General features: G+C 68.7%; 25 protein-coding genes and 2 pseudogenes. 19 read left to right on the forward strand and 8 right to left on the reverse strand.

All coding sequences use genetic code 11. The features are described from left to right. Entirely contained in the window at window positions 1-1,041 is a 1,041-nt protein-coding gene (locus tag ACIA8G_RS05995; protein ID WP_396417132.1) for a class I SAM-dependent methyltransferase, read from the reverse strand. 87 nt (window positions 1,042-1,128) lie between these two features. On the opposite strand from ACIA8G_RS05995, the gene ACIA8G_RS06000 reads away from it, so the two are divergent. The 9 genes from ACIA8G_RS06000 (at window position 1,129) to ACIA8G_RS06040 (ending at window position 7,939) form a co-directional block, all read left to right on the forward strand. Next, the gene (locus tag ACIA8G_RS06000; RefSeq protein WP_396417133.1) at window positions 1,129-1,935 is read left to right on the forward strand and encodes an alpha/beta fold hydrolase; all 807 of its coding nucleotides are present in this window, start codon (window positions 1,129-1,131) and stop codon (window positions 1,933-1,935) included. A gap of 63 nt (window positions 1,936-1,998) precedes the next feature. Continuing rightward, window positions 1,999-2,160 carry a hypothetical protein gene (locus ACIA8G_RS06005; RefSeq protein ID WP_396417134.1) on the forward strand — a complete coding sequence of 54 codons (162 nt, stop codon included), beginning with the start codon at window positions 1,999-2,001 and terminating at the stop codon, window positions 2,158-2,160. Window positions 2,161-2,233: 73 nt separating this feature from the next. Beyond that, on the forward strand, window positions 2,234-2,491 hold the full coding sequence (locus ACIA8G_RS06010) for an SRPBCC family protein (RefSeq protein ID WP_396417135.1): 258 nt from the start codon (window positions 2,234-2,236) through the stop codon (window positions 2,489-2,491). Beyond that, entirely contained in the window at window positions 2,488-3,192 is a 705-nt protein-coding gene (locus ACIA8G_RS06015; RefSeq protein ID WP_396417136.1) for a flavodoxin family protein, read from the forward strand. Before ACIA8G_RS06010 ends, ACIA8G_RS06015 begins: the two co-directional genes overlap by 4 nt. 10 nt (window positions 3,193-3,202) lie before the next feature. Further along, on the forward strand, window positions 3,203-3,811 hold the full coding sequence (locus tag ACIA8G_RS06020) for an RNA polymerase sigma factor (protein WP_396417137.1): 609 nt from the start codon (window positions 3,203-3,205) through the stop codon (window positions 3,809-3,811). Continuing rightward, a complete protein-coding gene (locus ACIA8G_RS06025; RefSeq protein WP_396417138.1) occupies window positions 3,808-4,038 on the forward strand; it encodes an anti-sigma factor family protein in 231 nt (76 codons plus the stop codon). The genes ACIA8G_RS06020 and ACIA8G_RS06025 overlap by 4 nt, the downstream gene beginning before the upstream one ends. Window positions 4,039-4,069: 31 nt before the next feature. Then, window positions 4,070-5,302: a cation:proton antiporter gene (locus ACIA8G_RS06030; protein ID WP_396417139.1), complete on the forward strand. Its 1,233-nt coding sequence runs from the start codon at window positions 4,070-4,072 to the stop codon at window positions 5,300-5,302. A 62-nt stretch (window positions 5,303-5,364) separates the two neighbouring features. Continuing rightward, window positions 5,365-7,017 carry a choice-of-anchor B family protein gene (locus ACIA8G_RS06035; RefSeq protein WP_396417140.1) on the forward strand — a complete coding sequence of 551 codons (1,653 nt, stop codon included), beginning with the start codon at window positions 5,365-5,367 and terminating at the stop codon, window positions 7,015-7,017. Window positions 7,018-7,063: 46 nt separating this feature from the next. After that, window positions 7,064-7,939, forward strand: a complete 876-nt coding sequence (locus ACIA8G_RS06040; protein ID WP_396417141.1) for a hypothetical protein — start codon at window positions 7,064-7,066, stop codon at window positions 7,937-7,939. Between the two features lie 150 nt (window positions 7,940-8,089). Here ACIA8G_RS06040 and ACIA8G_RS06045 read toward each other — a convergent pair whose 3' ends face one another. The 3 genes from ACIA8G_RS06045 to ACIA8G_RS06055 all read right to left on the reverse strand — a co-directional run bounded on the left by ACIA8G_RS06045 (window position 8,090) and on the right by ACIA8G_RS06055 (window position 11,906). Continuing rightward, a complete protein-coding gene (locus tag ACIA8G_RS06045; protein ID WP_396417142.1) occupies window positions 8,090-8,497 on the reverse strand; it encodes a nuclear transport factor 2 family protein in 408 nt (135 codons plus the stop codon). Between the two features lie 66 nt (window positions 8,498-8,563). Beyond that, window positions 8,564-8,965, reverse strand: a complete 402-nt coding sequence (locus ACIA8G_RS06050) for an SRPBCC family protein (RefSeq protein WP_396417143.1) — start codon at window positions 8,963-8,965, stop codon at window positions 8,564-8,566. Further along, window positions 8,949-11,906, reverse strand: a complete 2,958-nt coding sequence (locus tag ACIA8G_RS06055) for an ATP-binding protein (RefSeq protein ID WP_396417144.1) — start codon at window positions 11,904-11,906, stop codon at window positions 8,949-8,951. Before ACIA8G_RS06055 ends, ACIA8G_RS06050 begins: the two co-directional genes overlap by 17 nt. A 105-nt stretch (window positions 11,907-12,011) precedes the next feature. On the opposite strand from ACIA8G_RS06055, the gene ACIA8G_RS06060 reads away from it, so the two are divergent. From ACIA8G_RS06060 to ACIA8G_RS06090, 7 genes and pseudogenes are all read left to right on the forward strand, one after another. Further along, the gene (locus ACIA8G_RS06060) at window positions 12,012-12,380 is read left to right on the forward strand and encodes a nuclear transport factor 2 family protein (RefSeq protein ID WP_396417145.1); all 369 of its coding nucleotides are present in this window, start codon (window positions 12,012-12,014) and stop codon (window positions 12,378-12,380) included. After that, window positions 12,377-12,736, forward strand: coding sequence for a cupin domain-containing protein (locus ACIA8G_RS06065; RefSeq protein WP_396417146.1), 360 nt, complete (start codon window positions 12,377-12,379; stop codon window positions 12,734-12,736). Before ACIA8G_RS06060 ends, ACIA8G_RS06065 begins: the two co-directional genes overlap by 4 nt. 561 nt (window positions 12,737-13,297) lie before the next feature. After that, a pseudogene (locus ACIA8G_RS06070) lies at window positions 13,298-13,501 on the forward strand (cold-shock protein); the annotation flags it as partial. A 24-nt stretch (window positions 13,502-13,525) separates the two neighbouring features. Then, complete coding sequence (locus ACIA8G_RS06075; protein ID WP_396417323.1) at window positions 13,526-14,236, forward strand: cold shock domain-containing protein; 711 nt, start codon at window positions 13,526-13,528, stop codon at window positions 14,234-14,236. A 551-nt stretch (window positions 14,237-14,787) separates the two neighbouring features. Beyond that, window positions 14,788-15,126: a VOC family protein gene (locus ACIA8G_RS06080; protein ID WP_396417147.1), complete on the forward strand. Its 339-nt coding sequence runs from the start codon at window positions 14,788-14,790 to the stop codon at window positions 15,124-15,126. Between the two features lie 985 nt (window positions 15,127-16,111). Beyond that, window positions 16,112-17,629: a hypothetical protein gene (locus ACIA8G_RS06085; protein ID WP_396417148.1), complete on the forward strand. Its 1,518-nt coding sequence runs from the start codon at window positions 16,112-16,114 to the stop codon at window positions 17,627-17,629. After that, complete coding sequence (locus ACIA8G_RS06090; RefSeq protein ID WP_396417149.1) at window positions 17,626-19,857, forward strand: hypothetical protein; 2,232 nt, start codon at window positions 17,626-17,628, stop codon at window positions 19,855-19,857. The genes ACIA8G_RS06085 and ACIA8G_RS06090 overlap by 4 nt, the downstream gene beginning before the upstream one ends. A gap of 239 nt (window positions 19,858-20,096) precedes the next feature. Here ACIA8G_RS06090 and ACIA8G_RS06095 read toward each other — a convergent pair. Next, window positions 20,097-20,276, reverse strand: a pseudogene (locus tag ACIA8G_RS06095) (IS3 family transposase); the annotation flags it as partial. A 555-nt stretch (window positions 20,277-20,831) separates the two neighbouring features. Here ACIA8G_RS06095 and ACIA8G_RS06100 point away from each other — a divergent pair. The 3 genes from ACIA8G_RS06100 to ACIA8G_RS06110 are packed head-to-tail and all read left to right on the forward strand — an operon-like array spanning window position 20,832 to window position 23,740. Continuing rightward, complete coding sequence (locus ACIA8G_RS06100) at window positions 20,832-21,587, forward strand: glycosyltransferase (RefSeq protein ID WP_112224995.1); 756 nt, start codon at window positions 20,832-20,834, stop codon at window positions 21,585-21,587. Then, window positions 21,588-22,754 (forward strand): glycosyltransferase family 4 protein, encoded by a 1,167-nt coding sequence (locus ACIA8G_RS06105; RefSeq protein ID WP_396417150.1) that lies wholly within the window; start codon window positions 21,588-21,590, stop codon window positions 22,752-22,754. After that, on the forward strand, window positions 22,739-23,740 hold the full coding sequence (locus ACIA8G_RS06110; RefSeq protein WP_396417151.1) for a DUF3068 domain-containing protein: 1,002 nt from the start codon (window positions 22,739-22,741) through the stop codon (window positions 23,738-23,740). Before ACIA8G_RS06105 ends, ACIA8G_RS06110 begins: the two co-directional genes overlap by 16 nt. Here ACIA8G_RS06110 and ACIA8G_RS06115 read toward each other — a convergent pair. From ACIA8G_RS06115 to ACIA8G_RS06125, 3 genes are read right to left on the reverse strand one after another with little or no spacing between them, the layout of a single operon-like run. After that, window positions 23,737-24,435: a class I SAM-dependent methyltransferase gene (locus ACIA8G_RS06115; protein ID WP_396417324.1), complete on the reverse strand. Its 699-nt coding sequence runs from the start codon at window positions 24,433-24,435 to the stop codon at window positions 23,737-23,739. The two genes, ACIA8G_RS06110 and ACIA8G_RS06115, sit on opposite strands and share 4 nt — an antisense overlap. A gap of 31 nt (window positions 24,436-24,466) precedes the next feature. Then, window positions 24,467-24,637 (reverse strand): DUF2613 family protein, encoded by a 171-nt coding sequence (locus ACIA8G_RS06120; RefSeq protein WP_396417152.1) that lies wholly within the window; start codon window positions 24,635-24,637, stop codon window positions 24,467-24,469. Then, on the reverse strand, window positions 24,625-26,313 hold the full coding sequence (locus ACIA8G_RS06125; RefSeq protein ID WP_396417153.1) for a hypothetical protein: 1,689 nt from the start codon (window positions 26,311-26,313) through the stop codon (window positions 24,625-24,627). The genes ACIA8G_RS06120 and ACIA8G_RS06125 overlap by 13 nt, the downstream gene beginning before the upstream one ends. Window positions 26,314-26,394: the final 81 nt, after the last annotated feature.

Below are 26,394 nucleotides of genomic sequence, written 5' to 3' on the forward strand. Positions count from 1 at the left end.
CTACGGCCGCAGCTCCAGCACGAGGTTCATCGGCGCGTCGACGCCGATCCGCCGCACTGTCCGGAACCCGGCGGCCTCCGCCACCTCCCGCAGCGCCGGCGCCCCGGCCAGCGTGCCGAGCGGCGCGGTCGAGGCCTGGGACAATGCCGAAGGCGTGCAGACCAGCAGGGACACCGCGTAGAACATCCGCCCGGCCGGGTTGAGGTTGTCGGTGACGTGATCACCACCCGGCGGCTCGATCAGCAGCACCGCCCCGCCCGGCGCCAGAGAACGCCTGGCGTGGGCGAGCGCGCCGACCGGATCGCCGAGGTCGTGCAACGAGTCCACGAACGTCACCAGCGCGTGTCCGGTGCCGGGGAAGTCGGAGGCACTCGCGACCTCGAACCGCACCTCGCCGTCCGCACGCGACCGGGCCTCGGCGATCGACCGGTCGTGGTAGTCGTACCCGGTCACCCGCGCCGCCGGGAACGCCTCCGCGATCATCCGGGTGGGCGCGCCGTACCCGCAGCCGATGTCGGCCACGGTCCCACCGGCCCGCAACGCGTCCGCGACGCCCGGCAGCGCTTCGATCGCGGCCGCGATCAGTCCGGTGTGGATGGTGCTGCGGGTCAGCGCGTCCGTGCCCGCCCAGTACTCGGGATCGCGCTGGTGCCAAGCGAATCCGGCACCACCGCGGAACGCCTTCTCGAAGTCGGCGAAGCTCGCGCCCATCGACGCCATCAGGTGCGCGCAGGCGTCGACGATCGCTCCACCGGGGGCGTGCAGGATCGCGATCTCCACGGCTTCCGGCAGGCTGAAGGTGTCGGCGTCGTAGTCCAGGTAGCCGGCCGCTGCCTGCGACCGCAGCCACTCGCGCACGTACGGCTCGGCGAGTCCGGTCCTGGCCGCGACCTCGGTGACGCCGAGCGGCCCGGCGCCGGCCAGCGCGGCCCAGAGGCCGTGCCGCAGGCCGAGCGCGGTCAGGAACGTGCCCAGCCCCGCGCCCAGCTCGGTCGTGATCTGCGCCATCACCTGGTCCGGTGACCGTTCTGTGGTGGTCATGGTCTCTCTCCCGTCCTGAGGCTTGTATCTCTCAGGCGCCAGGTCCGATCTGGCGGCGCGCCAGAACCCAACGCGCGCCTACGGGGCATGAGCACAACAACCGTGAACGGGACGACCCTCCACTACGAGGAAGTCGGTCAGGGACCGGCCGCGCTGGTGCTGCACGGCGGCCTCGGCCTCGACCACACCTTCTACCGCGGCCTGGACGCGCTGTCCGACCGGCTGCGGCTCGTCTACTTCGACCAGCGCGCCAACGGCCGGTCAGAACGCGCGCCGCTGGACACGCTCACCATGGAGCAACTGGCCGACGACGCGGCGGCGCTCGCTGTGCGGCTGGACGCGAGCCCGGCGATCGTGATCGGCCACTCCTACGGCGGGTTCGTCGCCCAGGAACTGGCCCTGCGCCACCCCGAACACGTCGCAGGCCTCGTCCTCGTCGACACCACGCCGGGCCAGCTCGGCGCGTCCGACTCCCCCGACGACGACCAGGGCCCGCCGCCCCCGCCCGAGTGGATCGCCGTCGCGAGCTCCGTGCCTGCGGACGACGCCGAGTTCGCCGCGACCCTGGGCGCGCTGTTGCCGCACTACCTCGCGGACCAGGCCAACCTCGCCGCCGTGCAGGAGGCCATGGGTCAGACGATTTTCAACGTCGGCGCCATGGTGCGCTCGATGGAGGTCCTCGCGGGCTGGAGCGCCGCGGACCGGCTGGCGGAGATCCAGGTGCCGACGCTCGTCATCGTCGGCAGCCACGACCGGATCACCAGCCCCGCCCAGTCCCGCCGCATCGCCCGGCGAATCCCGCACGCGCAGGTCGTCGAGATGGAGCACAGCGGCCACTTCCCGTGGGTGGAGGAGCCCGACCGCTTCACCAAGATCGTGCGGGAGTGGCTCTAGTCCGCGCCGCGACCCAGCCGGGGCGCGTCAGTCGTACCAGTTGACGTCCGGCCTGAGGTGCTCGTGCACCGGCCGCGCGGCGAGGTGGCCGCGTTCATGTTCGACCCGGCCCACGACCTCGAGTGGACCGGAGGGATCACCTCCAGCCGCCCGGCGCGACCGGGTCCGCTCACCGAGGGTGCGACCGTGGTCCGCACCGCGAGGTTCCTCGGCCGCGAGTTCTAAAGAACTGCCTCGAACACGTGTAACGCCTGCGGGGCAGCGAGGCACTGAGTCGGCACCCGAGAGGAGCTGACGAATGCCCAGGATCGTGACCAGCCCGGTGCTCGACGCATCCGCTGACGAGGTGTGGGAACTGCTGCGCGACTTCTCCGCCATCGGCTCGTGGCACCCGAACCTGCCCGAGGCGAAGATCGAAGCCGGCGGCCCCGGCGACAGGGTGTTTCCGGCTGCAGGCGGCCACCGCGAACGGCTCGTGGCGCTCGATGACACCGCACGCAGCACCCGGTACGCGTTCGAGGACACCGCTGGCTTGCCGAAGGAGCGTTTCGCATGACCGACTACAGCGACCTCAAGGCGATGTTCATCAACTGCACTCTCAAGCGCTCTCCGGGGCGCAGCCACACCGAGGGCCTCGTGGACGTCAGCAAGGCGATCATGGAGAAGCAGGGCGTCCAGGTCGAGGTGCTGCGCGCGATCGACCACGACATCGCGATCGGCGTGTGGCCGGACATGAGAGAGCACGGCTGGGCGACCGACGCCTGGCCGGAGATCTACGAACGCGTGATGGCCGCCGACATCCTGGTGATCGCGGGCCCGATCTGGCTGGGCGACAACAGTTCCGTGACCAAGCAGGTCATCGAACGCCTCTACGCCTGTTCGAGCCTGCTCAACGACGCCGGCCAGTACGCCTACTACGGTCGCGTCGGCGGGTGCCTGATCACCGGCAACGAGGACGGCGTGAAGCACTGCGCCATGAACGTCCTCTACAGCCTGCAGCACCTCGGTTACACGATCCCGCCGCAGGCCGACGCCGGGTGGATCGGTGAGGCCGGGCCTGGACCGTCCTATCTGGACCCCGGATCGGGCGGACCGGAGAACGACTTCACCAACCGCAACACCACGTTCATGACGTGGAACCTGCTGCATCTTGCGCGGATGCTCAAGGACGCGGGCGGGATCCCGGCGCACGGCAACCAGCGCTCCGGCTGGGACGCTGGATGCCGGTACGACTTCGAAAACCCCGAGTACCGGTAGATTCCGGGGCGTGCTGCCCTCGGACGACGTGCTCGTCGCCGGACTTCGGTCCGGCGACGAAGCCACGTTCACGTCCGTGCTCGACACGTGGTCGGCGTCGATGCTGCGGCTGGCGCGCGGATTCGTGTCGACAGACGCCTCGGCCGAGGAGGTCGTGCAGGACACGTGGCTGGCCGTGATCCGCGGTGTGCACGGTTTTCAGGGTGCATCGTCGTTGCGCACCTGGGTGTACCGGATCCTGGTCAACACCGCGAAGAAACGCGGCGTGAAGGAGAAACGCACGATCCCGTGGACCAGCGTCGAACCGGACGGCGGGCCGACGGTCGACCCCTCGCGGTTCCGCGGCGCCGACGACGAGTACCCCGGTCACTGGCGTGAGTTCCCCGAACCGTGGGTGCTCGACGGCGAGTTCCGGGCCGTGGTGGGGCGGGCGCTCGACGAACTGCCGGAACGGCAACGCGCGGTGGTGGCGCTACGAGACGTGGAGGGGCACACGTCGGAGGAGGTGTGCGCGATGCTGGAGATCTCGCCTGCCAACCAACGCGTCCTGCTGCATCGCGGCCGTGCTCTCGTCCGGACGCGGCTGGAGGCGTATTTCGCGACTGGGGGAGCGGCATGACCTGCGAGGAGTTCGTGGAGCTCGTCACCGCGTTCCTGGAGGGCGCGCTGGACGAGGCGACCGAGAGCGACTTCGTCGAGCACCTCGCCGAGTGCCCCGGCTGCGAGCGCTATCTCGAGCAGTTCCGCACGACGATCGCCGAGCTGGGCGAACTGCCGCCGGAGTCGTTGTCCGGTGACACCCGCGACCGGCTGCTGGACGCCTTCCGGAACTGGCCCCGCGCGTAACGTCCAGCACCGTTGGTGGCACTGAACCCCCATGCCGGATGTGGAGTTCGTCAACCTGCTGATCATCGCCGCCATCGCGGTGACGGCACCACTGCTGCTCGGCTTCGCGCCACGGCTGCGGGTCCCCGCGGTGGTGCTGGAGATCGTCGCCGGGATCGTGGTCGGCCCGTCGGGGCTGGGCTGGGTCGAGATCGACCTGCCGGTCCAGATCGTCGCACTGCTCGGGCTCGCGTTCCTGCTGTTCCTCGCCGGGCTGGAGTTCGACCCGCGTCGCCTGCGCGGCCCGACGACGTGGCTGGCGCTGCTCGGCTACGCGATCAGCATCGCCGTCGGCTTGGCCGTCGGCGTCGGTTTCGGTGCGGCCGGGTGGGTGCGCGATCCGCTGCTGCTGGCGGTGGCGCTGTCCGCGACCTCGCTCGGCCTGGTCGTCGCCGTGCTCAAGGACGCCGGACGTCTCGACGGCGCCGCCGGGCAGGCGACCATCACCGCCGCGTCGGTCGCGGACTTCGTGGCGATCGTGTTGCTGTCGCTGGCTTTCTCGACGATGGGCGGCACGGTGTCCGGCCGGGTGGGCTCGCTGGCGGTGTTCGGTGGTCTGGTCGTGCTCACCGGTGTCGTCCTCGCGTTCACCGGACGGTCGCGCCGGCTCGGGACCGTGCTGTCGCGGTTGCAGGACACCACGGCGGAGATCCGGGTGCGGGCGGCGGTGCTGCTGCTGGTCGCGTTCGTCGCGCTGGCCGAGAAGTTCGGCCTGGAGACCATCCTCGGCGCGTTCCTCGCGGGCGTGGTGGTGAGCGTGGTCGACCGCGACACCACCTCGCACCCGCGGTTCCGGATCAAGCTGGAGGCCGTCGGCTACGGCTTCCTCATCCCGGTCTTCTTCGTCTCCAGCGGAGTGCGCCTGGACCTCAGCGGACTCGTCGCCGAACCCGCGGCGCTCGCACGAGTGCCGTTGTTCCTGGTGGCGTTGCTGCTCGTGCGTGGTGTGCCCGCATTGGTCTTCGTGCGGACGCTGCGACGGCGGGAGGTGGCCGCGGTGGCGTTGCTCCAGGCGACGTCGCTGCCGTTCATCGTCACGGCGACGCAGATCGGAGTGGTGCTCGGCGCGATGTCCTCGGTGACCGCCGCCGCGCTCGTCTGCGCGGGTCTGCTGTCGGTTCTGGTGTTCCCGGTCAGCGCGGTCAGCCTGTTGTCCAGTCGTAACACAGACCAGACGAACGACGGTGCACGCCGGGTAGCCGATCGTCCTACCGTCGGTGACTGATCGGAAACCCTGCACCCGTCCGCGTCCTGAGCGGCCGGGATTTCCGTGAGGAGCCCAACTTCATGAAAACCCTGCGTCTTGGGACGCTCGCGGTGCTGACGGCATCGGCGATCGCCCTCACGATGTCGGGCGCCTCGGCGCACGACCCGGACACTCCCGAGGGACAGGCGGCGGCCAGGACGTTCATGGCCGACTTCCAGCCTGCCGAGCGGCATGCCGTCACCAGCACCGCGGCCGGGGTGCCGTGCGTCGACGGCAAGGCCGACATCTACCCCTGCAAGAACGTGGATCTGCTCAGCGTCCTGCCGCTGGCCCAGATCGGCGGTGGCAACGGCAACGACATCTGGGGCTGGACCGACCCGTCCTCCGGCAAGGAGTACGCGATCGTCGGCCGCACCAACGGCACCGCGTTCGTCGACGTCAGCACTCCGACGGCGCCGAAGTTCCTGGGCAACCTGCCGTCCAACGGTGGCAGCAGCTCGTGGCGCGACATGAAGGTCTACAAGGACCACGCGTTCATCGTCGCGGACTTCATCACCGGCCACGGCATGCAGGTGTTCGACCTGACCCGCCTCCGGACGATCACGACGCCGCAGACGCTCACCGCCGACACCGTCTACAAGGAGTTCGGCCCGGCGCACAACATCGCCATCAACGAGGAGACCGGGTACGCGTACGCGATCGGCTCCAACACGTGCAGCGGCGGCCCGCACATGGTCGACATCCGCACGCCGAAGCAGCCGAAGAACGCGGGCTGCGTCTCCCAGGACGGCTACACGCACGACAACCAGTGCGTGATCTACCGCGGCCCGGACGCGGCCTACCGGGGCAGGGAGATCTGCTTCAACTCCAACGAGGACACGCTGACGATCGTCGACGTGACCGACAAGGCCAACCCGGTGCAGATCGTGCGCAAGGGCTACTCCGGCGCGCAGTACTCGCACCAGGGCTGGCTGACGGAGGACCAGCGCTACTTCCTGCTCGACGACGAACTGGACGAGTCGCGCGGCACCGACAAGCGCACCAAGACCTACATCTGGGACCTTGCGTCGCTGGCGAACCCGGTCCACACGGGCGTCTACAGCTCGCCGGCCACCGCGATCGACCACAACCAGTACATCAAGGGCAAGTACTCCTACCAGGCCAACTACCAGGCAGGACTGCGCATCCTCGACGTCAGCGGTGTCGCTTCCGCCCAGCTTTCCGAAGCCGGGTATTTCGACATCTACCCGGCCGGGAACGAGGCCAAGTTCAACGGCGCCTGGAGCAACTACCCGTACTTCGCCAGCGGCATCGTGCTGGTCAACGGCATCGAGCAGGGCCTGGTCGTCGTCAAGCCGAACCTCGGCACCGTCGAACCGCCGCCCGCGGGCAAGAAGTTCGAGAACACCACCGACGTCGCCATTCCGGACGCGGGCGCGGCGGTCACCTCCTCCGCGGCCGTCTCCGGTGTCACGGGCAAGGCGCCGGCGACGCTGAAGGTCAACGTCGACATCAAGCACAGCTACCGCGGTGACCTTGTCATCGACCTCGTCGCACCGGACGGTTCGACGTTCCGGCTGAAGGGGTCGAACAACGACTCGGCGGACAACGTGATCACCACCTACACGGTCGACGCCTCGGCGAAGACCTCGGAAGGCACCTGGCAGCTCAAGGTGCAGGACGTCGCCAAGGCCGACACCGGCTACGTCGACGCCTGGAGCCTGCAGTTCTGACCGATGCGGGGTGTCCCTGCCGGGGCACCCCGCCCAGGAGTTGATCATGCGCAAGCCGAGCCTCGTCGACGGGATCTTCGCGCTGGTGGCCGTCCTGGTCGTGGCCGGCGGTGGCGTCATGCTGTTCCGCTCCACGCCCGGTCCCGCGCACACGCAGCACCAGCAGGCCGCCGCCATCGTGCCCGCGAGCCACAGCGACGGACTGTCCGAAGTGGAGGGCGGATACCGGTTCGAACGCGTGGTCATGCCGTCCGGGCGAGGGCTGGCCGTACCCGTCGCGTTCCGGATCCTGGCCGCGGACGGGAAACCGGTGACCCGGTTCCTGGACAACCAGACCAAGCAGATGCACTTCTTCGTCGTCCGCGACGACATGCACGTGTTCCGCCACGTCCACCCGAACCTGGACGGCGACACCTGGCACACCGCGGTCGATCTGCCCGACGGCGGCGCCTACCGCATGTTCGCCGAGTTCATCCCGTTGGACACCAAGGATCCCCGCCACCCGGTGGTGCTGGGCGTCCCGTTCAGCGTCGCCGGCGACACATCGCTGGTGCCGGTACCGGAGCCCGACGCGCACACCGTCACCGAGACCGGTTACACGGTGACGCGTGTCGACGAGCCCGCCGAGCTCCCGCTGCTGGGCGAGAGGGCGTTGCGGTTCGCGATCCGCACCCCGGACGGCGCACCGGTGGAGAAACTCGAACAGCACCTGGGCGCGAACGGGCACATGACCGGCTTCCACACGATGCTGCTGTCCGCGACGCACCTGCACCCCGTGGAACCGGCCGGCGCGCCGCTCATCAACGGCGAGCTGACGTTCCGCTCGGTGTTCGCAGAACGCGGCGAGTACCGGCTGTTCCTGGAGTTCCGCCACGGTGGACAGCTGCACACCGCGGCTTTCACCGTCGCTGTGGCGCGGTAAGTCTGGCGGTGGTGTGCCGGGAAGCCTGGTCGGCGTGGGTGAAAGCCGACGGCAGGAGCTCCCATGGCACCGGTGAGCGCCGACGTCGAGTGGGAGACCTGGTCTTCTTCTTCCTGCTGGCTTGAACGACCGCCGAATGGTGCGCGAGCGTCATACGTCCACAGGGATGCCCAGGTCTCGTCTCAGGGCGGCGGAGTCGTCGCACACCTGCCACAGCGTCAGAAACCCGTCGAGTGCCTCGCCGATCCAGATGACGTCGAGCCTGAGTTCTTCCTCGTCCGGGAGGTTCAGATGTGACCCGGTCGTCGCGCCTAGAACGGCGACCTGGTCCGCGTTCTCCACGAGGAAGCGCGGGTAGACGACGTACTCGGGGAAGGCGGTGAAGTAGCCGCGCCAGGCGTCGACGTTGGAGTCCCGTCCCACGACCGGCGGCTCGTCGGCCACGACCAGGCGGTGGTCGGGGTGCATGAGTGCGGCAAGCCCGACGAGGTCTGTGCGGTTGATGCAGTCGATGAAACTGATTGCGACCGCCAGCGCGGGCAACGGTTTTCGCGCCATGTCCGGATGGTCGCACACGCTGCGGAGTATTTGGCGCCCTCGCCGCTCAGGAACAATGCGCTGAACTCACGCGCATTCGAGGGCGGCGAGTGCGGCGAGGGCGCGCACCGACCGGTGGATCACATCTCGCTGGGTGTCCAGACGGTGGGTTTCGGCGTCGGGGATCTCGACGTGCACGTCGATCTGCGTGCCGCCGTCCACCACGCGCAGCCGCCACTCGAAGACGAGATCCGACACCAGGCAGGAGATCGTGACGTTGCCTTGTCTCCGGTCGCCGCGCAGCAGTTGTGGCATCGGAAAATCCGGGTAGCCGTCCGGGTACATCATGTAGGGCTCACCGTCCTGAGTGGATGGTTCGACCGTGCCGACTCCGGCCCACCACTCCGGGAAGCGGTTCGGGTCGTACAGCAGCTTCCACACCTCTTCCGGCGGGGCGGTGCTGCGTGCGGTCTCAGCGAACGTCGGCATCGATGCTCCTCAGATCGGCGGTGACGGCGGCCAGTTCGCGATCGGGCTCCACCAGCGCGGTCAGAGGTGGACGGCCCAGGTCGATCAGCGCGGCGACATAGCCCGGGCCGGCGTCTCCGGCGCGTCGCTGCCATCCGCGTACTGCCTCGCTCAGCCGTCGCTTGGCCAGCACGGGATCGTGCCGGCGCGCCGCGATCAGGCCTTGAACCGCCGACATGCGGGCGACGAGCGTGTCGGGGAAGTCGGCGGGCGACACCGGTTCCTGCGTGACCGCGCGCAGTTCCGCCTCCGCCTCATCAGGCTTGCCCGCCCTGGCCAGGGCGTCGGCGCGGTACAGGCGGGTCAGTGCGCGGCCGACGGGCGCGTTCAGGTCGATCGCGGCGGCGAGTTCGTGGGCGGCGCGGTCCCAGTCGCCGGTGGCGCGGGCAATGGTGGCTCGGTCGTGGTGGACGAGGCCCACGAGGTCGGCCAGGCTCATCCGCTCCGCCAGCACGGCGCCCTGGTCGCAGCTCGCCGCGGCCTCACCGACCCGGCCCAGCCTGCACAACACGGAGACCTGGGCCGAGTGCGCGTAGACGCCCAGGCGAAGCAGTCCGTTGGGTACCACGAGTGGCACGCTGCGGTCGATGAAGTCCAGGGCACGGTCGAACGCGCCGAGGCAGGCGGCAGCCGACGCGGCGTTGAGCAGGCTCGGGAAGGCCAGGTCGGGACGCCCAGCCCGGTTGGCCGCTGCTGCGGCGGCGGTCAGTGGCGCGTAGCTGTCGGCGAACCGGCCCGTCCGGAGCAGGATGTGCGCGCGAGCGACGCTGACGTCGTGGGCCAGCAGGTCACCGACCGGCTTGCGGTGGGTGAGCGCGTCGACCGAGAGCAGCAGGTCCTCCGCCGCGGCCACGCCGCCGGTCACGGCCTCCGCCCAGGCCATGCCTGCGAGTGCTTCGATCCGCGCGTCCGGGTCGGCGTCGGGGTCGCGGTCGAGCACGTCCAGCGCGGCGGCGTAGGAGCGACGGCACTCGCGAGGGATGCACAGCCCGCCGCGCAGCCACTTCCCCCGGCGCAGCCAGGCGCTGACCAGCGCGCCCCGGTCGAGCGGGGCGATCAGTTCCAGTGCCCGGTCGAACGCGGCGTCCGACTCGCCGAGCAGCCCGCGCCATGCCTCTACCTCGGCGAGTTCGACGAACGTGTCCGGGTCGTGCGGGTCGATCTCGGTGACCTCGGTGAGCAGATCGGCGGCTTCGACCAATGCGCACACCGAGCGCGCCGCGGCGGCGGCCTTCACCAGGTGCGCGACGGCTAGCTCGTCGTGCCCGGCCAGCCGCAGGTGCCGGGCGATCTCCGCCGCTCGGCCCGGTGTCTTCATCCGTGCGCGGCGCAGAGCCGCGGCGATGGTGTCGTGCCTGCGGGAACGCAGCGGGTCCGAGAGGTCGGCGGCGACCGCGTCGGCGAGCAACGCGTGGCGGAACCCGATCGTGCCGTCGCGTTCGCGCAACAGTCCGGAGCCCAGTGCTTCGGTGGCCGCCTGCGCGGGGTCGGCGAGCCCCGGCAGTGCGGCGATCTCAGCGCGGTGCAGGTCACGGCCTGCCACGGCGGCGAGCTCGACGAACACCCGCGCGGGGCCGTGCAACCGGCCGGTGGCCCACCGGGTCGCGGAGCGCAGGCCCTCGGCGGCGTCCGCGCCCCCGGCCAGCGCGCGGGCCAGCTCCACGGTCAGCAGCGGACTGCCCGAGGCCACCGCCACCACCTGCTCGGCCTGCCCGGCCGACAACGGCGCCGTCGCGCGTGCCAGCGATCGCACCGACTCGCGGGGTAGCGGCGCGAGGTCGACCTCCACCCCGAGGGCCCCGCCGGCCCGCAGCGCGGCGCACACACGGTCCACGTCCGGGCGCGGTGGCAGTCGGCGGCGGGTCACCACGAGCAGCACCGGCAGCTTGGTCACCCGCCGTCCCGCGTACGCGAGCAGCTCGAGGCTCGACGGGTCGGCCAGGTGCAGGTCCTCCAACACGATCGCCACTGGACCCGATCGGCACGCCCAGGTCAGCAGTGAGACCACGGCCTCGAACACGCGGACCCGGTCGAGGTCGTGACTCGGTTTGTTACCCGGCGCGGCACCGGGGAGCAAGCCGGACAGAGCCTGCGGCCACCACGCGTCCGGCAGTGAGTCACCGGCCAGCGTGCGCAGCGCCTCCAGCCACAGTCCGAACGGGACCGCCGGGCCCGCCCCACCCGCGGCGTGCGCCCCGTCCGCACCCGCGATCGCCAGCACCTCCTCGGCCAGGCGGGTCTTGCCGATCCCGCCGTCGCCGGTGATCGCCACGACCGTGCCCGACCCGGCGCGCGCCGCGTCCCAGCACCGGCGCACCACACCCATCTCGGCGCCACGGCCCACAAGATCGTGCTCCGGTACCGCCGGCGCGGTGTCGGCCGGCAGGTCGAGACGGCCGCGCAGGCTCCGCGCGCGGCGGGCGTAGTCCGGGTCGCCGTTGTGGGCCAGCTCGTCGAGCAGCGCGGCGAACTTGTCGTCGTACTCGGCGCGCAGTTCGAACACCCAGTCGCTGTCGAAGAGGTGCAGCACATCGCCGCGGCGCACCCGCTCGGCCTCGGCGAGCCTCCCCGCCGCGACCAGTTCGTCGAACTCGCGCAGGTCGATGGTCAGCCCGTCAGCTCTCAGCGCGACGCGTTCGCGGTCGGCCATCAACCACGCCCGCGCGGGTCCGAGTGCGCCGCGCAACGTCCAGATCGCACTGCGCAAACTCGCGCGGGCACTGGCGTCGAGCACGTCCGGCCAGAACCGGGCCGCCAGCCGCGACCGGGAGTGCTGGCCAGGATGCACCGCCAGCCAGGCCAGCAGCTCGCAGGCCTTGCGCTGGCGCGGCAGCACGACGGGCGTGCCGTCGGCCACGACCTCGAACCCGCCGAACAGGCGCACCGCCAGCGAAGTGCTCACCGCGTCAGTGTCGGTCCACCACGCCACTCCAGCAACGCGCGTGTTTGACGGTGTGTTGACGGTCGCCGCGCACGCTCTCCCCACGCCACAGGAAGGAGCGGAACCGTGAGCACCACCGAACAAACGACGTTCGACGTCGAGGCACTGCGCCGCGGCATCGAGGAGCGCGACGCGGCCACCCTGTCCGCGCTCTACACCGACGACGCGGAACTGCAGATCGTGGACAGCGTCAACTCCCCAAGTGCCCCGAGGATCCTGCGGGGCAGCGCGATCGGCGCCTACCTGGACGACATCGCCGCCCGCGACATGACCCACTCCCTCGACCGCGTGGTGGTCACCGGAGACCACGTCGCCTACATGGAGTCCTGCCGCTATCCGGACGGCACCCGGGTGCTGTGCGCCGCGGTGCTCGACCTGGCAGGCGGACGCATCAGCCGCCAACTCGGCGTGCAGGCATGGGACGGTGCGCGATGACGACGTTCGACCACCGCGACTTTCGCAAGCCCGACGAGGTCCGCGACTTCGAGTACGGACAGGTGGAACTCCTCCGCATCGACTCCCGCGAGGTCGGCAGGCTGACCCTCAAGCCGGGCTGGCGCTGGTCCACCCACGTCAAACCGATCGCGGGCACCGACCTCTGCGAAGCACCGCACTTCCAGTACCACGTGTCGGGAACGCTGCGGGTGCGGATGGCCGACGGCACCGAGTTCGACGCCACTCCCGGGCAGGTCACGAGCCTGCCAGAGGGGCACGACGCCTGGGTGGTCGGCGACGAGGACGTCGTCGTCGTGGACTGGTGGGGTGCTACTCACTACGCCGAACATCAGTAGCCGCACCGAGTGGGAGCGGGCAGTCGCAGCCGCTCCCACTCGCGGTCGATGCCGAAGAGCACGGAAGGCTCGACTGATGTCCGCGATCGGACAGCCGCGCTCGGATCATCCTGGCTTTCGCCGCAGGCGCCAGTCCTATCGCGACCAGCTGCCTCCGATTGGTGAGAGTCCTTTGTGGAGTACGACAGCGGTCATTCGCGATGTCGGCTATCTGTGGAACACTACTGACCAACGAACGTGACCCTCAGCTTTGGCGCACTCCACCACGGCCCGGTGACCCGCTCACAGAATTATGCTGTAGCGACGTTCATCGTCGGCGAGTACTCGGTGGCTTGATCAACGCGTACGAATCTGCGGCGGCCTGAGGCGCAGGTCAGACCACCAGGCATAGTTTTGACACCCCACACGTCCGCATACTCGGGCAACGGCAGGTGACGGCGCGCGAACTTCGGTGACTTCGGCGATGTACTCACGGCGGAGCTGCCGCGGGTCGGGATCAGGATGTACATACGGCGCCTGGGACACTGGACCCTCGACCACCCGCTAGACCAGGAGTGCACCGTGCAGCAGGGAACCGTCCGCTGGTACGACCTCGAGCGCGGCTTCGGCTTCCTCGCCCCCGACGACGGCAGCGCCGACATCTTCGTGCACGTCTCGCAGGTGCAGGGCGAGGGCGCGGCCCGGGCGCTGCGCGAGGGCCAGACGGTGGAGTTCGAGACCGGTGAGGGACCCCGCGGTCCGCAGGCGCTGCACGTCGCCGTCACCGGGGACGTCGCGCCCGACGCGGCCTTGGGCGTACTCGCCACCGTCTCCTGGTACGAGCCGGCCAAGGGCTACGGGTTCGCCGCGCCGGACGGCGGGGGTGCGGAGGTGTTCGTGCACTCCTCCTCCATCGTCACCGGGGGCGTCCTCGCGGCCGGGCAGCGGGTGGCCTTCGTCGTCATCGCCGGGGAGAAGGGGCCGCAGGCCCAGCACGTGGTGCCGCTGAGCTTCGACGCCGGGGTCAGCAGGGCCCCTCTTGTCGCGCCCGGTGACGGCGCCGACGGCTCCGTCCTGTGGTTCGACGAGGAGAAGTCGTTCGGCTTCGTGGCCGCCGACGACGGGGCGGGCGACGTCTTCCTGCACGTGCGCGCCCTGGTCGACGACCTGTACCTGCCAGCCGAGGGCGACCGGGTCACGTTCACCACGGTCACCGTGGACCAGGGTCGTCAGGCGCGCGAGGTGCGGTTCGTGGCCACCGGCGAGCCGGTGGAGGCCGCCGCGGCCCCCAGTCAGGCTCGTCCGGCCGCCCGGCCCGGAGCCCGCGCCGGCAACGGCTCGGTGGCCCGCTACGACGCCGACCGCGGCTTCGGCTTCATCACCCCCGACGCGGGTGGGCCCGACCTCTTCGTGCACGTCTCGGTGGTCTCCGGCGAGCCCCTGGTGGCCGGCGAGCGGGTGCGCTTCCGCATCCGGCAGAGCGACCGGGGCCCGCAGGCCGATGCCGTCGAGCACGCCTGACCGTGCGGGACGGTCCTACGGCGCCCGAAGCGGGCGATGTAGCGGCGCTGCCACGGCGTCTCGACCGCGCAGTGGTCGTAGCCCTGTGCGTGCCGAGAAATACGTCCGTGCAGGTCACCAGGCATCGGCGGGTAGCGCTCGTCGTCCGGCATGATCGCGGCCGGGCAGGCTCGCTTCGCCTACCTCGCCGTCTCCCACGCCTTCGCCGCGCTATGGCCCTTGCGTATGACCGATCGAGAGAAGGACGCCGAGATCCTTGCTCTGCGCATCAACTCGCGGCCATGCACCGGCGATTCGGCGGTCAGCGTCACGGTTGCGGCCTAAGGTCAGCAGCCGTTCGTCGTGAGTTGAGCTGCCTGCTCCTAGAGCGCGTATCGAAAGCGCCGGTCACAGCCACCCGTTGCTCTGTGGCAGGGAGTAAACCGCTAGTTCATCGGTGGATCTGGTGCGTACGGTGTGGCTGTGGCCGGTGATCGCGTGCAGCGGCGGCTTGCGGAGACACACGTGCGGACACGAAGGAGCGAGTGTTGCCAGGCGCTGAACTGCGAGGGGTGACCCTGGACTGTGTCGACCCGCGGGCGCTGGCTAGCTTCTACGGTGCACTGACCGGGATGCGCGAGCTCTTCAGCACGGACGAGTTCGTTGTTCTGACGGGCGGCTCCGGCTGTGATCTGGGATTCCAGCGGGTTGACGGATACCGGGCTCCGCAGTGGCCAGGTCAGGACGTGCCACAACAGTTGCATCTGGATCTCCGCGCTGACGACCTCGATGCGATGGAAGAGCTGGCACTGGCACGCGGAGCGACCAAACCGGACCATCGGCCCGGCGACGGACGCTGGCGGGTACTCCTGGATCCGGCTGGCCATCCCTTCTGCCTGACGTCTTCCTGACATCACCGTCGTTGACAGGGATCCCATCGAGCGGGCAGCCCCAACTGATCGGATCAGAGGTTGTTGTAGCCAACGGCCTTTGGAAACCACGCTTCCACTCGGCCTCGTCGACGTCGTCCGGACGTGGCGGTGTCCACACGGTGCTGTCTCGGCCAAGTAGTTCGCTGCTCGTGGGCCGTTCGGGGAGGTTTGCGACAGGCACGAGCAGTCGTCCGTCGAGGTGTTCGATACCGCGGTCGGTTACCACGAGGTCGCCGACGAGCCTGTAGAGCGGACCTGCGATCTGGGAGCCATCGGGCAACGTTGCGTCGAACGCACGCTGAACATTGCGCAGGGCGAGTCCAGTCAGGACGGTTATTGGCCTGGCTAACGCCGCTTTGGCGAAGCCAGTCACGCATACGCGCCGCCACATCGAAGACCTCTTCGTTTCGCCGCCACTCCTCGGACATGCCGGCGGAGCACCTCGGCGTTCTCGATCACCAGACTCGTCTCGCGCGTTGCGGCTGGCCGTGGAACTCCAGCAGACGGCGCTTCCTTCATGGGAGGCCAATCCCGCTCGACCTGGGCCAGCTATGGGGCGTTGTGACCGGCGAAAGCGCGGGCGACGGCGTAGCCGAAGGCTTGTCGATCACGGGAAGCACGTGGCCTCCTCGTCAAACGGCGCCTGTTCGTGGCTCAGCTATCGCGCCGGACGGCGACCTGTTACCGAGCAGGTGTTCGCGGTGTTCTTCGCACCGGATGCGCGACACGGGGATATCAGAAATCGAAGTGCACCGGGAGCGCACCTTCCATCAGGAGATCAGCTCCGTATCGCTGCACCTCAACGGCCATTATGACTCGTTCGAGTGATCGCTCAGGTGGCCGTCTTAACGCCGAGATTCCAACAAATCAGGAATTCGACACGCCGGACCATCTATCCCTGCAAATGTAACGAAACCTGCTCGTGTGACCGAGGTTAAGTTGTAGGGAGAGGTGAGGAGATTCGTTGACCGAGACGTCGCTACTCGCGGACATGACGGTGGCCGCCGCAATGAGTGGCATCATCCTGCGGTCCGAGCAACAACCCGACCTCCGCGTCCTCGAGGACGTCTTCGTGGACACCGGTGTGCTGGCCCAGCTGACGGGCCGAAACTCACAGATCATGTTCGGGCGACGGGGTACCGGTAAGTCTCACGTGTTGCGCGTCCTCGCCGCCCGATCACAGCGACAGCAGCGCGAACTTGCGGTGTACGCCGATGTCCGGCTGCTCGGGTCGGCGCAGTTGATGACCGAGCCCGGACGCGGCCTGGGGACACGCAGCGTCAGCATCTTCAAGGATCTGTTGTCCCTGTTGCAGCAACGCCTTCTGGAACATTCGGTCTCCCTCGACGGAGGCGGCCTTGAGGAGGTCAGCGACTTCGCCGACTCGATACGTGCGGTCACCACGGTGATGACCCAGCGCGAGACGGCCGACGAGTGGCAGTCCACCCGGACCAGTGACAGCGGCACCGGGCTGAAACTGTCTCTCACTGGAGCGTCCTTGGATGCCCAGTCGAAGGGCCACAACGAATTCGTCGGCAAGCGCACCTACCACTACAACGAAATCTTCGAGAGCACCGTCGTGTTCGCCGAAGTGTCACATCACCTGGACGCGGCCGTCGCTGCGCTCGGAGTCGACCGGCTGGTGCTGTTCATCGACGAATGGGCGTCCATCCCGCCCGATGTTCAGCCCTACGTCGCCGAGTTCCTAAAGCGGACCGTGTTCCCCTCGCCGAAGGTTACCGTCAAGATCGCCAGCCTGGAGCACCAGTCGACGTTCATGACACGCACCCAGACCGGCGCGCGAATCGGATTCGAGCTGGGTGGTGACGCCTTCGCGAACCTCGACCTCGACGACTACTACAGCCACGACCGCAATCCGGCCGGCGCGGCCACTTTCATGAGCGAACTGCTCTATCGGCACCTGCGCGCCGTGCTGCCGCACGCATACCTCGCTGCGGTCCACTCGGTCACTTCGGCGGAACAGCTCGTCCTGCACCTGTTCGACACCCCCGAAGCATTCACCGACCTCGTTCGAGCGGGCCACGGCGTCGTGCGGGACTTCCTGGGAATACATACGCACGCGTTCTTCCACAGCATGCGGTCGAAGGACGCGAAGATCACCGCCGACGCCGTCCACACCACCGCGTCGGAGTGGTTCGAGATCGACAAACTGGCCAACCTCTCCGCCGAGATGTACGAGACCTTCCGCAGGCTGGTGCGCGACGTCGTCGGAGATACCGGCTGTCCGTACTTCCTCCTCGACCGCGCATTCGCGAGCGTCGCCGCGATCCGCGAGCTGTACGACCTCCGGTTGATCCACCTGGTTCGACGTGGGTTGACCAGAGCCGACGCACCCGGAACCAGGTACCTGCTCTACACGCTGGACGTGGGCGCATATGCCGGCATCGACGGTCTGTCGCTCGATCCCGCTGACGCCGCCGTCATCGCACCCGGCACGGCACTTCCCCGCGAACTGACATGACACCCGAGGTCATCACCTTCGATCAGTTCGCCGGCGTGTTCGCGCACTGGACGGACCAGGTGCCCATCGCCACCACGACGGAGATCAGCTATGTGACCGAACGCGACCCTGTGTTCGTACCGCCCCGGCTGCGCGTCCTCGAGCGCGGTCTGGACTCGGCGGGGCTGGTGGTCGTCGAGGCACGTGCCGCAGTCGGCAAGTCGATGGTCGCCCGCTACCTGGCTCATGTGACCGGAGGCCTGTACTGGGACATGTCTGAGATCCTCGCCGGTCACGGCACCGTCTGGGGACGGCTGGCGAAGACGTTCGGCACGTCCGGCCTCCCCGCCGTCATCGCGAATCTCATGGAAGGCAGGGCGCTGCTGATCGTCGACGCCGTCGACGAGGCCGAATTGCGGTCGGCCGGCCGGGGCTTCGACGCCTTCCTGGAGGAGTTGGGGGAGCTGCTGGCCGTGCCACGCCGAAAGCCCGCTGTCGTGATGTTCGGCCGCTCGGAGACCATCGAGTACGTCAACCTCGTGCTGGAGTCCACACTGCAGATCGCCAGACTGGACATCGAGGAGTTCGACAAGCCGGCTGCGCTGCAGTTCATCGACCACCGGCTCGACCAGCGGGCGAAGGTGGCCGGGTACGCGGCGCACCGCCATGCCAGGGCGACGTTCGAGCGGGCCCGCGACATCCTGCTCAACGCGCTGGAGATGAACCTCAGCCCGGACCCGGACTCCTTCGACGACGAGGAGATCCGGTCGTCACGACCGAACTGGCGAAGCGAACGGTCCCGCGCGTTTCTCGGCTACGCCCCCGTGCTCGAGTCCATCAGCGACTACCTCGACGGCACCGAGACAGGCCGAGGCAGCAACTTCTATGTCCGGCTGGCGAGCGACATCAGGGACACGCTGCTCAGACCGGCCGCGACCGGGGGCGCCCACTGGTCACTGCTGCGGTCGATCGTCCTGCACCTGCTCGACCGCGAGCAGGCCAAGTTCACGAAACAGGCACGCGAGGTTCTGCTCGCGGCACCAGCCGCCTACTGGCAGCAGCTCTACGACAGGGACGAGCAACTCACCCGGATCCTCCTCCGGACCGTGGGGCGCGAGCCGTCGGTGGCACTCCCTGCGGGATTCGCCCTCGATCAGGAGTCGACGTACCGCGATCTCGTGCGGACCACGTTGCCCAACCACCCGTTCCTCGGACCGACGGCATCGTTCGTCAACGTGGTGATGCGCGACTTCGCCTACGCATGGGCGCTCGGTCAACCGGATCCATCGCTGCGGCAGATCGTGCAGAGTGCGGTGAACCGCGAGACCTACCAGGTGAGCCCGATGCTCGGGAGGTTCCACCTCGTGGCCGCGGACCCGGCGTCGCCGCCGACATGCCGCGCGGAGGATGTCGGCCTGATCTACGAGTCGCTGGTCGCCGAACGCTCGGTGGAGAAGCGGCCCGCGCTCATCATCAGCCGCCTGCCGGACGAGTCCGAAGCCACAATGGTGCTGGGAGGCAACGACTCGACCGCCTCGCTCGTCCGGGTGCTCGAACCGGACAACGGCCTGCGGTTCTGGCGGCGGCTCTCGAACGCCGATGTCATCGGCGACCTGCCCGTCAGTCTCGGCGTCTCGGGAAGCTCGTTCACATTGGGCCCCAACGTCCGCGTCCACGCGAGTCTGTTCGATGTCCCGGCCCGATACATCCGCGTCTCGTGCCGGCCAGAAGATCAGGTGCAAATCTTCGCGAACGAGGGATACGTCTCGAGTGCGTTCGGGCACCACGAACCGGAAGTCGCCATCAAGGGAGCGGGTGCCTTTGGCGTGCACTGGGACGACATCCGATTTCCGTGGGTTCAGCACGCCAGCGGACCTCCGCCACCACCTGAGGTCGACGAACGCGTACTGCTCGGCGACTTCGTTCTGCTGAACAGGCTCACCACCGCGCTCCTCGGCAGCCGTGGGACTACCGGACATCCCAACATGACCACGCGCGCCGACAGCCGGTGGGCGAACTGGAGGCAGGTGCGCTGGGTCTCGACATCGCCCAGATTCCAGCAGCTCCTTGCCTACCTCAGCGGCTGCGGCGTCCTTGATGTCGACGGCGAGTACTACTACCTGCACATATCGGCGCTCAACCAGCGAGGTATCTGGCTCAAGACCTTGCGCACCAGGGCTCTCACGCCGGCGGTGCGACAGTTTCTCGAAGAGTTCAGCCGCTCGGTGCAGCCTGCTGAGCAAGCCTGATGATTCGAGCGCGGATCGACGCAGTGCTGATCAGCCTGCATCGGCGTGTTGCCGGATCCAGTGCTTGCTGACTCCCTGGTTCGCGGCCCAAGGCAGGTTCTCGCCAAAGAGAACCCAGGTGATGTCCGCGCCCCACAACTCGTTGACACGCGTGGCCGTGAAGTCACGTTCCACCAGGTCAGCAGGCCTGCGGTCTCCGCCGCCGGGCGTGTGGTGCGCGGCGACTTGTCGCGTAGCAAGCCACGCAGCCCGCTCTCGCGTATGAGCCGCTCGACGGTGCACCGGGCCACGTCGACGCCTTCCCAGTTCAGCTGCCTCCACACCTTGCGCGCCCCATAGACGTCGTAGTTGTCCTTGTGTACTCGCTTGATCTTCCCGGTCAGCTCCTGGTCACGGGCCGAGGGTGGGCGGGTACTCAACCGTGAATGGACACGTTGATCGTGATGTGGCCGAATTCCTTGCTTTTATTACGGAACGGACTGTATCCATTAACTATTTGAATCGGGCGGCTGTTTCCTTGCGTTTATGGTCGAGATCTTGTTTGAACCGATATGCAACTGACGCCTGGGATGGCGACGTCAAGTGCGTGGACTTGTGGTATCGGGAGCGCCTGACCTGCTACTTCGACATGTTGGTAGATCCATTCAGATGTTTTGACCTGCGTTCTTCGTCTATCGGCGATGTTCCCGCCTGGCGCGTGGCGGGAGCATCGCCGGATCTTTGTTCGCCGACAGCTGGTCCTTCCGATCATCGGTCATCTGATTAGCCCGTCCAGCTCAATTTTTGACGCTGAACGGTACAAAGTTCGAAGGTGTCTGGCGCTCCGCAGGGAATGTGACACACATCACACTTCCCTTTTATTTCCAGGGAACTACCGTTGGGTAACTTTCGCCGTCCTGAGACCTGCGTCACGTCATGGGAGGACTCTTGCGACACCACGCTGGGTTCTGTGCGCCCGGAATAACGGCGAGGACATGACACTGCTTTCCATTGTCGTGCCTGTGCGCAATGAGGAGTCGCGGCTGTCGGCCACGTTGTCCGCGCTCACGGTGGCGCTCGCGGCCATCCGTGAACCGTGCGAGATCGTCGTGGTCGACAACACCAGCACCGACCGCAGCGGCGAGGTCGCCCGCGAGCACCGGTCCGGATCCATCCCGGTGCGGCTGATCCGCTGTGCCCAGCCGGGGAAGGGTGCAGCGGTGCGGACCGGAGTGCTGCGGACCGACAGCCGCTACGTCGGCTTCTGCGATGCCGATCTGGCGACCGACATGGCAGCGCTGGCGCCGACGCTCAGGTTCTTGAGCACCGGCGTGAACGTGGTCGTCGGATCGCGGGCGCACCCGAACTCGATCGTGCGTGCGAGGCACAACCAGGTCCGGCGGGCAGGCGCGTGGGCCTTTCGGCGCGCGGCCAACACGATCGTGCCTGGCGTCGGCGACACCCAGTGCGGCTACAAGTTCTTCGACCGGCACACCGCCGACGCGATCTTCCGGCCGCTGCGCACACCGGGGTGGGCGTTCGACGTCGAACTGCTCGCCAGGGCGCAACGGATCGGCGCGATGATCGTCGAACTGCCGGTGAGCTGGAGGGACGTGCCGGGGTCCACGTTCCGCCCGATGCGGGACGGCTACCGCAGTTTCGCCGCGCTCGCCAGGATCCGGGCGATCCTCGGCGCGGAGAAGACGCCCGCCGTCGCCCCGGTCATGACATCCGTGGCGGAGGTGGCCTGAGTGAGACCACCGCTCAACGGTGCGCGGGTGGTAGTGGTGAACTGGCGCGACCGCGGGCATCCGCACGCCGGTGGCGCCGAGGAATACGCCGCCCGCGTGGCGGACGCGATGACCGCCGCCGGGGCGCAGGTCACCTTCCTCACGGCCAAGGGGGAGGGGCAGAGCGGCGGCGACGAGTCGACCGTGCGTCGCGGCGGCCGGTGGACGGTGTACTTCTGGGCGCTGTTGTGGCTGCTGCGCAACCGAAGTCGCATCGACCTGGTGATCGACTGCCAGAACGGGATCCCCTTCTTCAGTCCCCTGGTGGTCGCCAGGTGGACGAAGGTCGTGCTGGTGGTGCACCACGTGCACGACGCCCAGTTCGCCGTGCACTTCCCGCCGTGGCTGGCCCGGATCGGCCGCTGGCTCGAAGGTCCTGCCGCGCGCAAGGTCTACCGCCACGCGGTGACGGTCGCCGTGTCGCGGTCCACCGTGCGCGCGATGCGCGAGCGCCTCGCCTGGCGTGGCCGGATCTTCGTGGTGCCCAACGGCACGGACCACCCGTCGTCCGCGGCCGGCACACGTTCCTCGCACCCCTCGCTGGTGTGCCTGGGCAGGCTCGTCACGCACAAGCGGGTCGACCGGCTGATCGAGATCGTCGGCACGCTGCGCGACCGCTGGCCCGGTCTGCGCCTGCACGTGATCGGCCGCGGACCGGACGAAGCCGCGGTGCGCAAGGCCGCGGCACCGTTCGCGGATTCCGTCGTGGTGCACGGTTTCGTCGACGACTCGACGAAGAGCGCTCTGCTGCGGGAATCCTGGCTCAACGTCACCCTGTCGGACGGCGAAGGCTGGGGACTGGCCGTGATCGAGGCGGCCGCGCACGGCGTCCCGACCGTCTGTCGCGAGGTCGACGGGTTGCGCGACTCCGTGCGGCACAAGGAGACCGGCTGGCTGGTACGGGACGACGAGGACGTCGGCGGCGCGATCCACGACGCTCTCACGCTGCTGGCCCGCCCCGACGACGCCTCGGTCGTGGCCGACGCGTGCCGGGCCTGGGCCGCCGGTTTCGACTGGGCCACCAGCGGACGGATGTTCGTCGCTGTGGTGTCCACCCTGCTCGACAGTTCAACCACAGGCCGCGTCGGCGGCCCAGCTCCTGAGGAGGACCTTTGCGACGCGTCCTGACCTTCGTCCTGCTCGGACTCGGCGTGTTCGGGATCGCGACCGGGCTGCTGCTGCGGTTCTACGCCTATCCGGCCCTCGCCAAGATCCCGCACAACCCCAAGACGACCGCGGTGGCCCAGGGCAGCGGCGTCACCGCACTCGTCTACGTGCCGCAGGACGGAGGCCCGGCAAAGCCCGAGATCCGCCGCAACCTCAGCCTGACGTCGAGCACGTACGTCTCCGGTGACCTGCGGGCGCCCGAGGTCCAGGCCGACAGCGGCGTGACCGTGTGGAACGAGGCCACCCAGATCACGGAGGACAAGGACAGGCTGACGCTCAGCGCGAGCGTGCGTGAGCTGTGCCTGGACCGGTTCACCGCGGAGGCCGTCGCGCCCTGCACCACGCAGTACCTCCAGAAGGAGAAGTCGGAGAACGGCAAGGACACGAAGATCCCCGGCACGCGCGGCCAGGCTCAGTTCCCCGGCCTGAACTTCAAGTTCCCCTTCCAGACCGAGAAGCGGACCTACCCCTGGTACGACAGCGGGGTGGGCAAGCCGGTGGACGCCAAGTTCGACGGTGAGGAGACGCTGCAAGGCCTGCCGGTGTACCGGTTCAAGCAGTCCGTGCCGGCCACCAACGTCGACAGCCGGGACGTGCCCGGCTCGCTGATCGACAGGCCCGAACCGACCGTGTCGGTCAGTTTGTACTACCAGGCGGAGAAGACGCTGTGGGTCGAGCCGGTCACCGGCGCGCTCATCAAGGTGCGTCAGTCGGTGAAGCAGGAGCTGCGCACCTCGGGCCAGAGCGCGGGTAACGGCACCGCAGTGTTCGACGGAACGTTGGAGCTCAACAAGGTGACGGTCGACAACAACGTGCGGGTGGCCGAGGAGAACACGTCCAAGCTGTGGCTGCTCACCGGCCTTCCGGTGATCCTGTGGATCGCGGGTGGCGTCCTGCTGGCCGTCGGCGTCGTCCTGCTGCTCGCCGGCCGCCGCCGTACCGCCTAAGGTTTTTTCCGCAGGACCAGCACGAGGTTCCAGGACACGACCTCGCGAAGCACCGGAACGCGCACGACCCAGGTCGCCCACCACGGGTGATACCTGGGAAGTGCGCGTTCCAGTTCTGCCTCCGGGTGGTTCCGTGCCCAGCGCAGCGCCGAGCCGACGGACACCGCGAAAAGGCTTTCCCCGTAACGGTTCTTGGGCTCCTGGCCGTGGTTGTCCCGGAATCGGCGGCGGGCGTAGTGGCCGCCGATGAAGTGCCACGGCGAGGTTTCGTGGCCGCCCCAGGGGGAGTACCACGGCGTGAACGACAGGAACACCGTCCCGCCGGGCTTCGTCACGCGCACCATCTCGTCGAGCATCGTGCGCGGCTCGTCCACGTGTTCCAGCACGTTCGACGAATAGCAGATGTCCACTGAGGCCGTTCGGATGGGCAATCGCGTGCCACTGGCCCGAATCATCCCTTCGGCGTACTCGCCGCGGGCCGTCAGTTCGCCGACATCGGGATCCAGGCCGACGTAGTAGGCGCCGGCCGCGCGGAACGCGTCGGCGAAGTACCCGGGGCCGCCACCGACGTCGAGAAGACTCCGGCCGGCGAGGGAGGTGAACTCGGCGACCTGTCGTGCGGAGTCCTCGGCCAGCAACCGGTAGAAGGTGTCCCGATCGGTCTGCTCGTTGCGGAATGCCTTGAACAGGCGGATCGACCGGTCCAGTGTCGCCTGGCCCGGCACCTTACGGCGTGCCGTAGTTGACGGTGTCGGGGTTGGAGTTGTTGGGCGCCGGGGCGTTCTTGAGCTGGACGGCCTTGTCCGGTGCGAGAGAGTTGACCAGGGCGTATGTTCCGCCACCGGCGAACGCGAGCCCGGCGACGACCGCGATGACGGCACCGATCAATGTGCGCACGCTTGCTCCTCGGCTGTCCGCGAGTGGCTAGATCGGCTGAATCTACCGGCTGGTAATAGCAGCCACAATAGGCCGGACGCGACAACCGCCAATGCGCCGAGATCTCCTGCGACAACAGGCAATCGCGGCGCTCCGGCCGGTGGCGGCGCGATCACCCCCGGCACCCGGTAGAGGGTCAGCCACGACCCGGACCACACCTCCCGCAGACCCCTGAGCACACCGGGGTCGACCGAGCCGGGGGTCCCGTGCTCCACCAGCACCCAGCCGATCCCGAACGCGCCGAGATCGTCGTTCCGGGCCATCGCCCGGCGGATCGTTGCGACCCTGCCGTCCTCCCCGGACACCGGTCTGCCACCGACGTGCACGACGTCGTCGATGACGACGGTCCTCGGCAGGAACCGTGGCGCCGGATCGAGTTGCGTCCGGTCGCCGTTCCAGGAGAACCGCCGGAACGCGGACATCGGCAGGGCCAGCACGTCGCCCGCTCCGTCCTCTTCCGCCAGCACGGTTCGCACGGCACTCCAGTCGGCCGGGTAGTCCACTTTCTCCAGGCGCCCCAACCCCGCCCAGGCGAAGTCGGGCATCGTGATGAGCGGGAGCAGCGCCGCCAGCGCCACGAGCGCGGTCCTGTTGGTCAGGTACTTCCCCGCCGCCTCCACACCGAGGGCGAACCCGAGCGAGAGCGGGAGCGCCCACCACGCGGCCCACTTCTGCGAGTCCCGCAGCAGACCCGCGCCGGGCACGTGGGAAACCGCCCACGCCAGCACGTCACCACCGCCCGGCAGCGTGCCGAACACCGCGATCGCGACGCCGATCGCGCCGAGGACGACGAACGAACGCGCGGGCGCCAGGCCCCACCGCGGCGCGAGCGAACGCAGCCCTGCCAGGGCTATGGCGACCGACAGCAGGGTGATCACCGGCAGCAGTGGCATCCCCCGGCTGCCCGGCACGACCTCGGCGTTCCAGATGCCACCGAGGCCGAGCACGCTGGTGACCGGAGAACCCCAGTTCTCGGCCCTGGCGGCGAACGCCCCGGCACCGTCCGGACTGGACAGTGAGCCGCCGGGGTGCAGCACGGAAGGCAGCAGCCACGGCATGTTCAGCAGGACCGTGACCGGCACGGTGACAGTGAGTCTGCGGCGGCCCGAGCACACGACCGCGAGCACCGCGGCGATGATTCCACCGGTCGGCGTGAGGACCGCGGGAGCGCAGGCCAGGATCAGCTTCGGGAGCGCTTTGGGTTCCCCTCGGCGGACCGCGAGCCCGGCCGCCGCGATCCACGGCAGGCAGGCGTACGTCAACACGTACGGCCAATGGCCCATGAAAAGTCGCTCGGCCACGTACGCGCTCCACCCGTACCAGATCGCGGCCACGACCCGGATCGCCACCGAGTTCGTGGGCACGAGCCTGCCCGCGCCGAGCGGACCGGCGAACAAGGCCGCCAGGAGCACGATCTTCTGTACGACGTCGCCCGGCAACAGGGCGGTCGCGAACGACATCACCGCGTCCGCCGGGACCGACCTGGGCAGCGCCGAGCCGAGGCCGAGGCCGTCGGGCAGGAGCGACTGGTCCGGCGCGAACACCATGTCGTAGTTCAGGACGAAGCCGCGGCCGAGCAACGGTGTGAGCACGAGCAGGGCGAGCACGGCGGACACCGCGGGCAGAACCAGCCGCATCGCACCCGCTCTTCTCGTCGGCAGCCCGGAACCTGGACTGCGGGACTATAGTTCCCAACCATTACCCCTCGGTAACTTTGG

Source organism: Lentzea sp. NPDC051213 (assembly GCF_044455585.1).
GTDB lineage: Bacteria > Actinomycetota > Actinomycetes > Mycobacteriales > Pseudonocardiaceae > Lentzea.

Excerpts from the sequence above, each read along its gene's own strand:
- ACIA8G_RS05995 (WP_396417132.1), bottom strand. The coding sequence starts at position 1,041 with ATGACCACCACAGAACGGTCACCGGACCAGGTGATGGCGCAGATCACG.
- ACIA8G_RS06000 (WP_396417133.1), top strand. The coding sequence starts at position 1,129 with ATGAGCACAACAACCGTGAACGGGACGACCCTCCACTACGAGGAAGTC.
- ACIA8G_RS06010 (WP_396417135.1), top strand. The coding sequence starts at position 2,234 with ATGCCCAGGATCGTGACCAGCCCGGTGCTCGACGCATCCGCTGACGAG.
- ACIA8G_RS06015 (WP_396417136.1), top strand. The coding sequence starts at position 2,488 with ATGACCGACTACAGCGACCTCAAGGCGATGTTCATCAACTGCACTCTC.
- ACIA8G_RS06025 (WP_396417138.1), top strand. The coding sequence starts at position 3,808 with ATGACCTGCGAGGAGTTCGTGGAGCTCGTCACCGCGTTCCTGGAGGGC.
- ACIA8G_RS06030 (WP_396417139.1), top strand. The coding sequence starts at position 4,070 with ATGCCGGATGTGGAGTTCGTCAACCTGCTGATCATCGCCGCCATCGCG.
- ACIA8G_RS06035 (WP_396417140.1), top strand. The coding sequence starts at position 5,365 with ATGAAAACCCTGCGTCTTGGGACGCTCGCGGTGCTGACGGCATCGGCG.
- ACIA8G_RS06040 (WP_396417141.1), top strand. The coding sequence starts at position 7,064 with ATGCGCAAGCCGAGCCTCGTCGACGGGATCTTCGCGCTGGTGGCCGTC.
- ACIA8G_RS06045 (WP_396417142.1), bottom strand. The coding sequence starts at position 8,497 with ATGGCGCGAAAACCGTTGCCCGCGCTGGCGGTCGCAATCAGTTTCATC.
- ACIA8G_RS06050 (WP_396417143.1), bottom strand. The coding sequence starts at position 8,965 with ATGCCGACGTTCGCTGAGACCGCACGCAGCACCGCCCCGCCGGAAGAG.
- ACIA8G_RS06065 (WP_396417146.1), top strand. The coding sequence starts at position 12,377 with ATGACGACGTTCGACCACCGCGACTTTCGCAAGCCCGACGAGGTCCGC.
- ACIA8G_RS06090 (WP_396417149.1), top strand. The coding sequence starts at position 17,626 with ATGACACCCGAGGTCATCACCTTCGATCAGTTCGCCGGCGTGTTCGCG.
- ACIA8G_RS06100 (WP_112224995.1), top strand. The coding sequence starts at position 20,832 with ATGACACTGCTTTCCATTGTCGTGCCTGTGCGCAATGAGGAGTCGCGG.
- ACIA8G_RS06125 (WP_396417153.1), bottom strand. The coding sequence starts at position 26,313 with ATGCGGCTGGTTCTGCCCGCGGTGTCCGCCGTGCTCGCCCTGCTCGTG.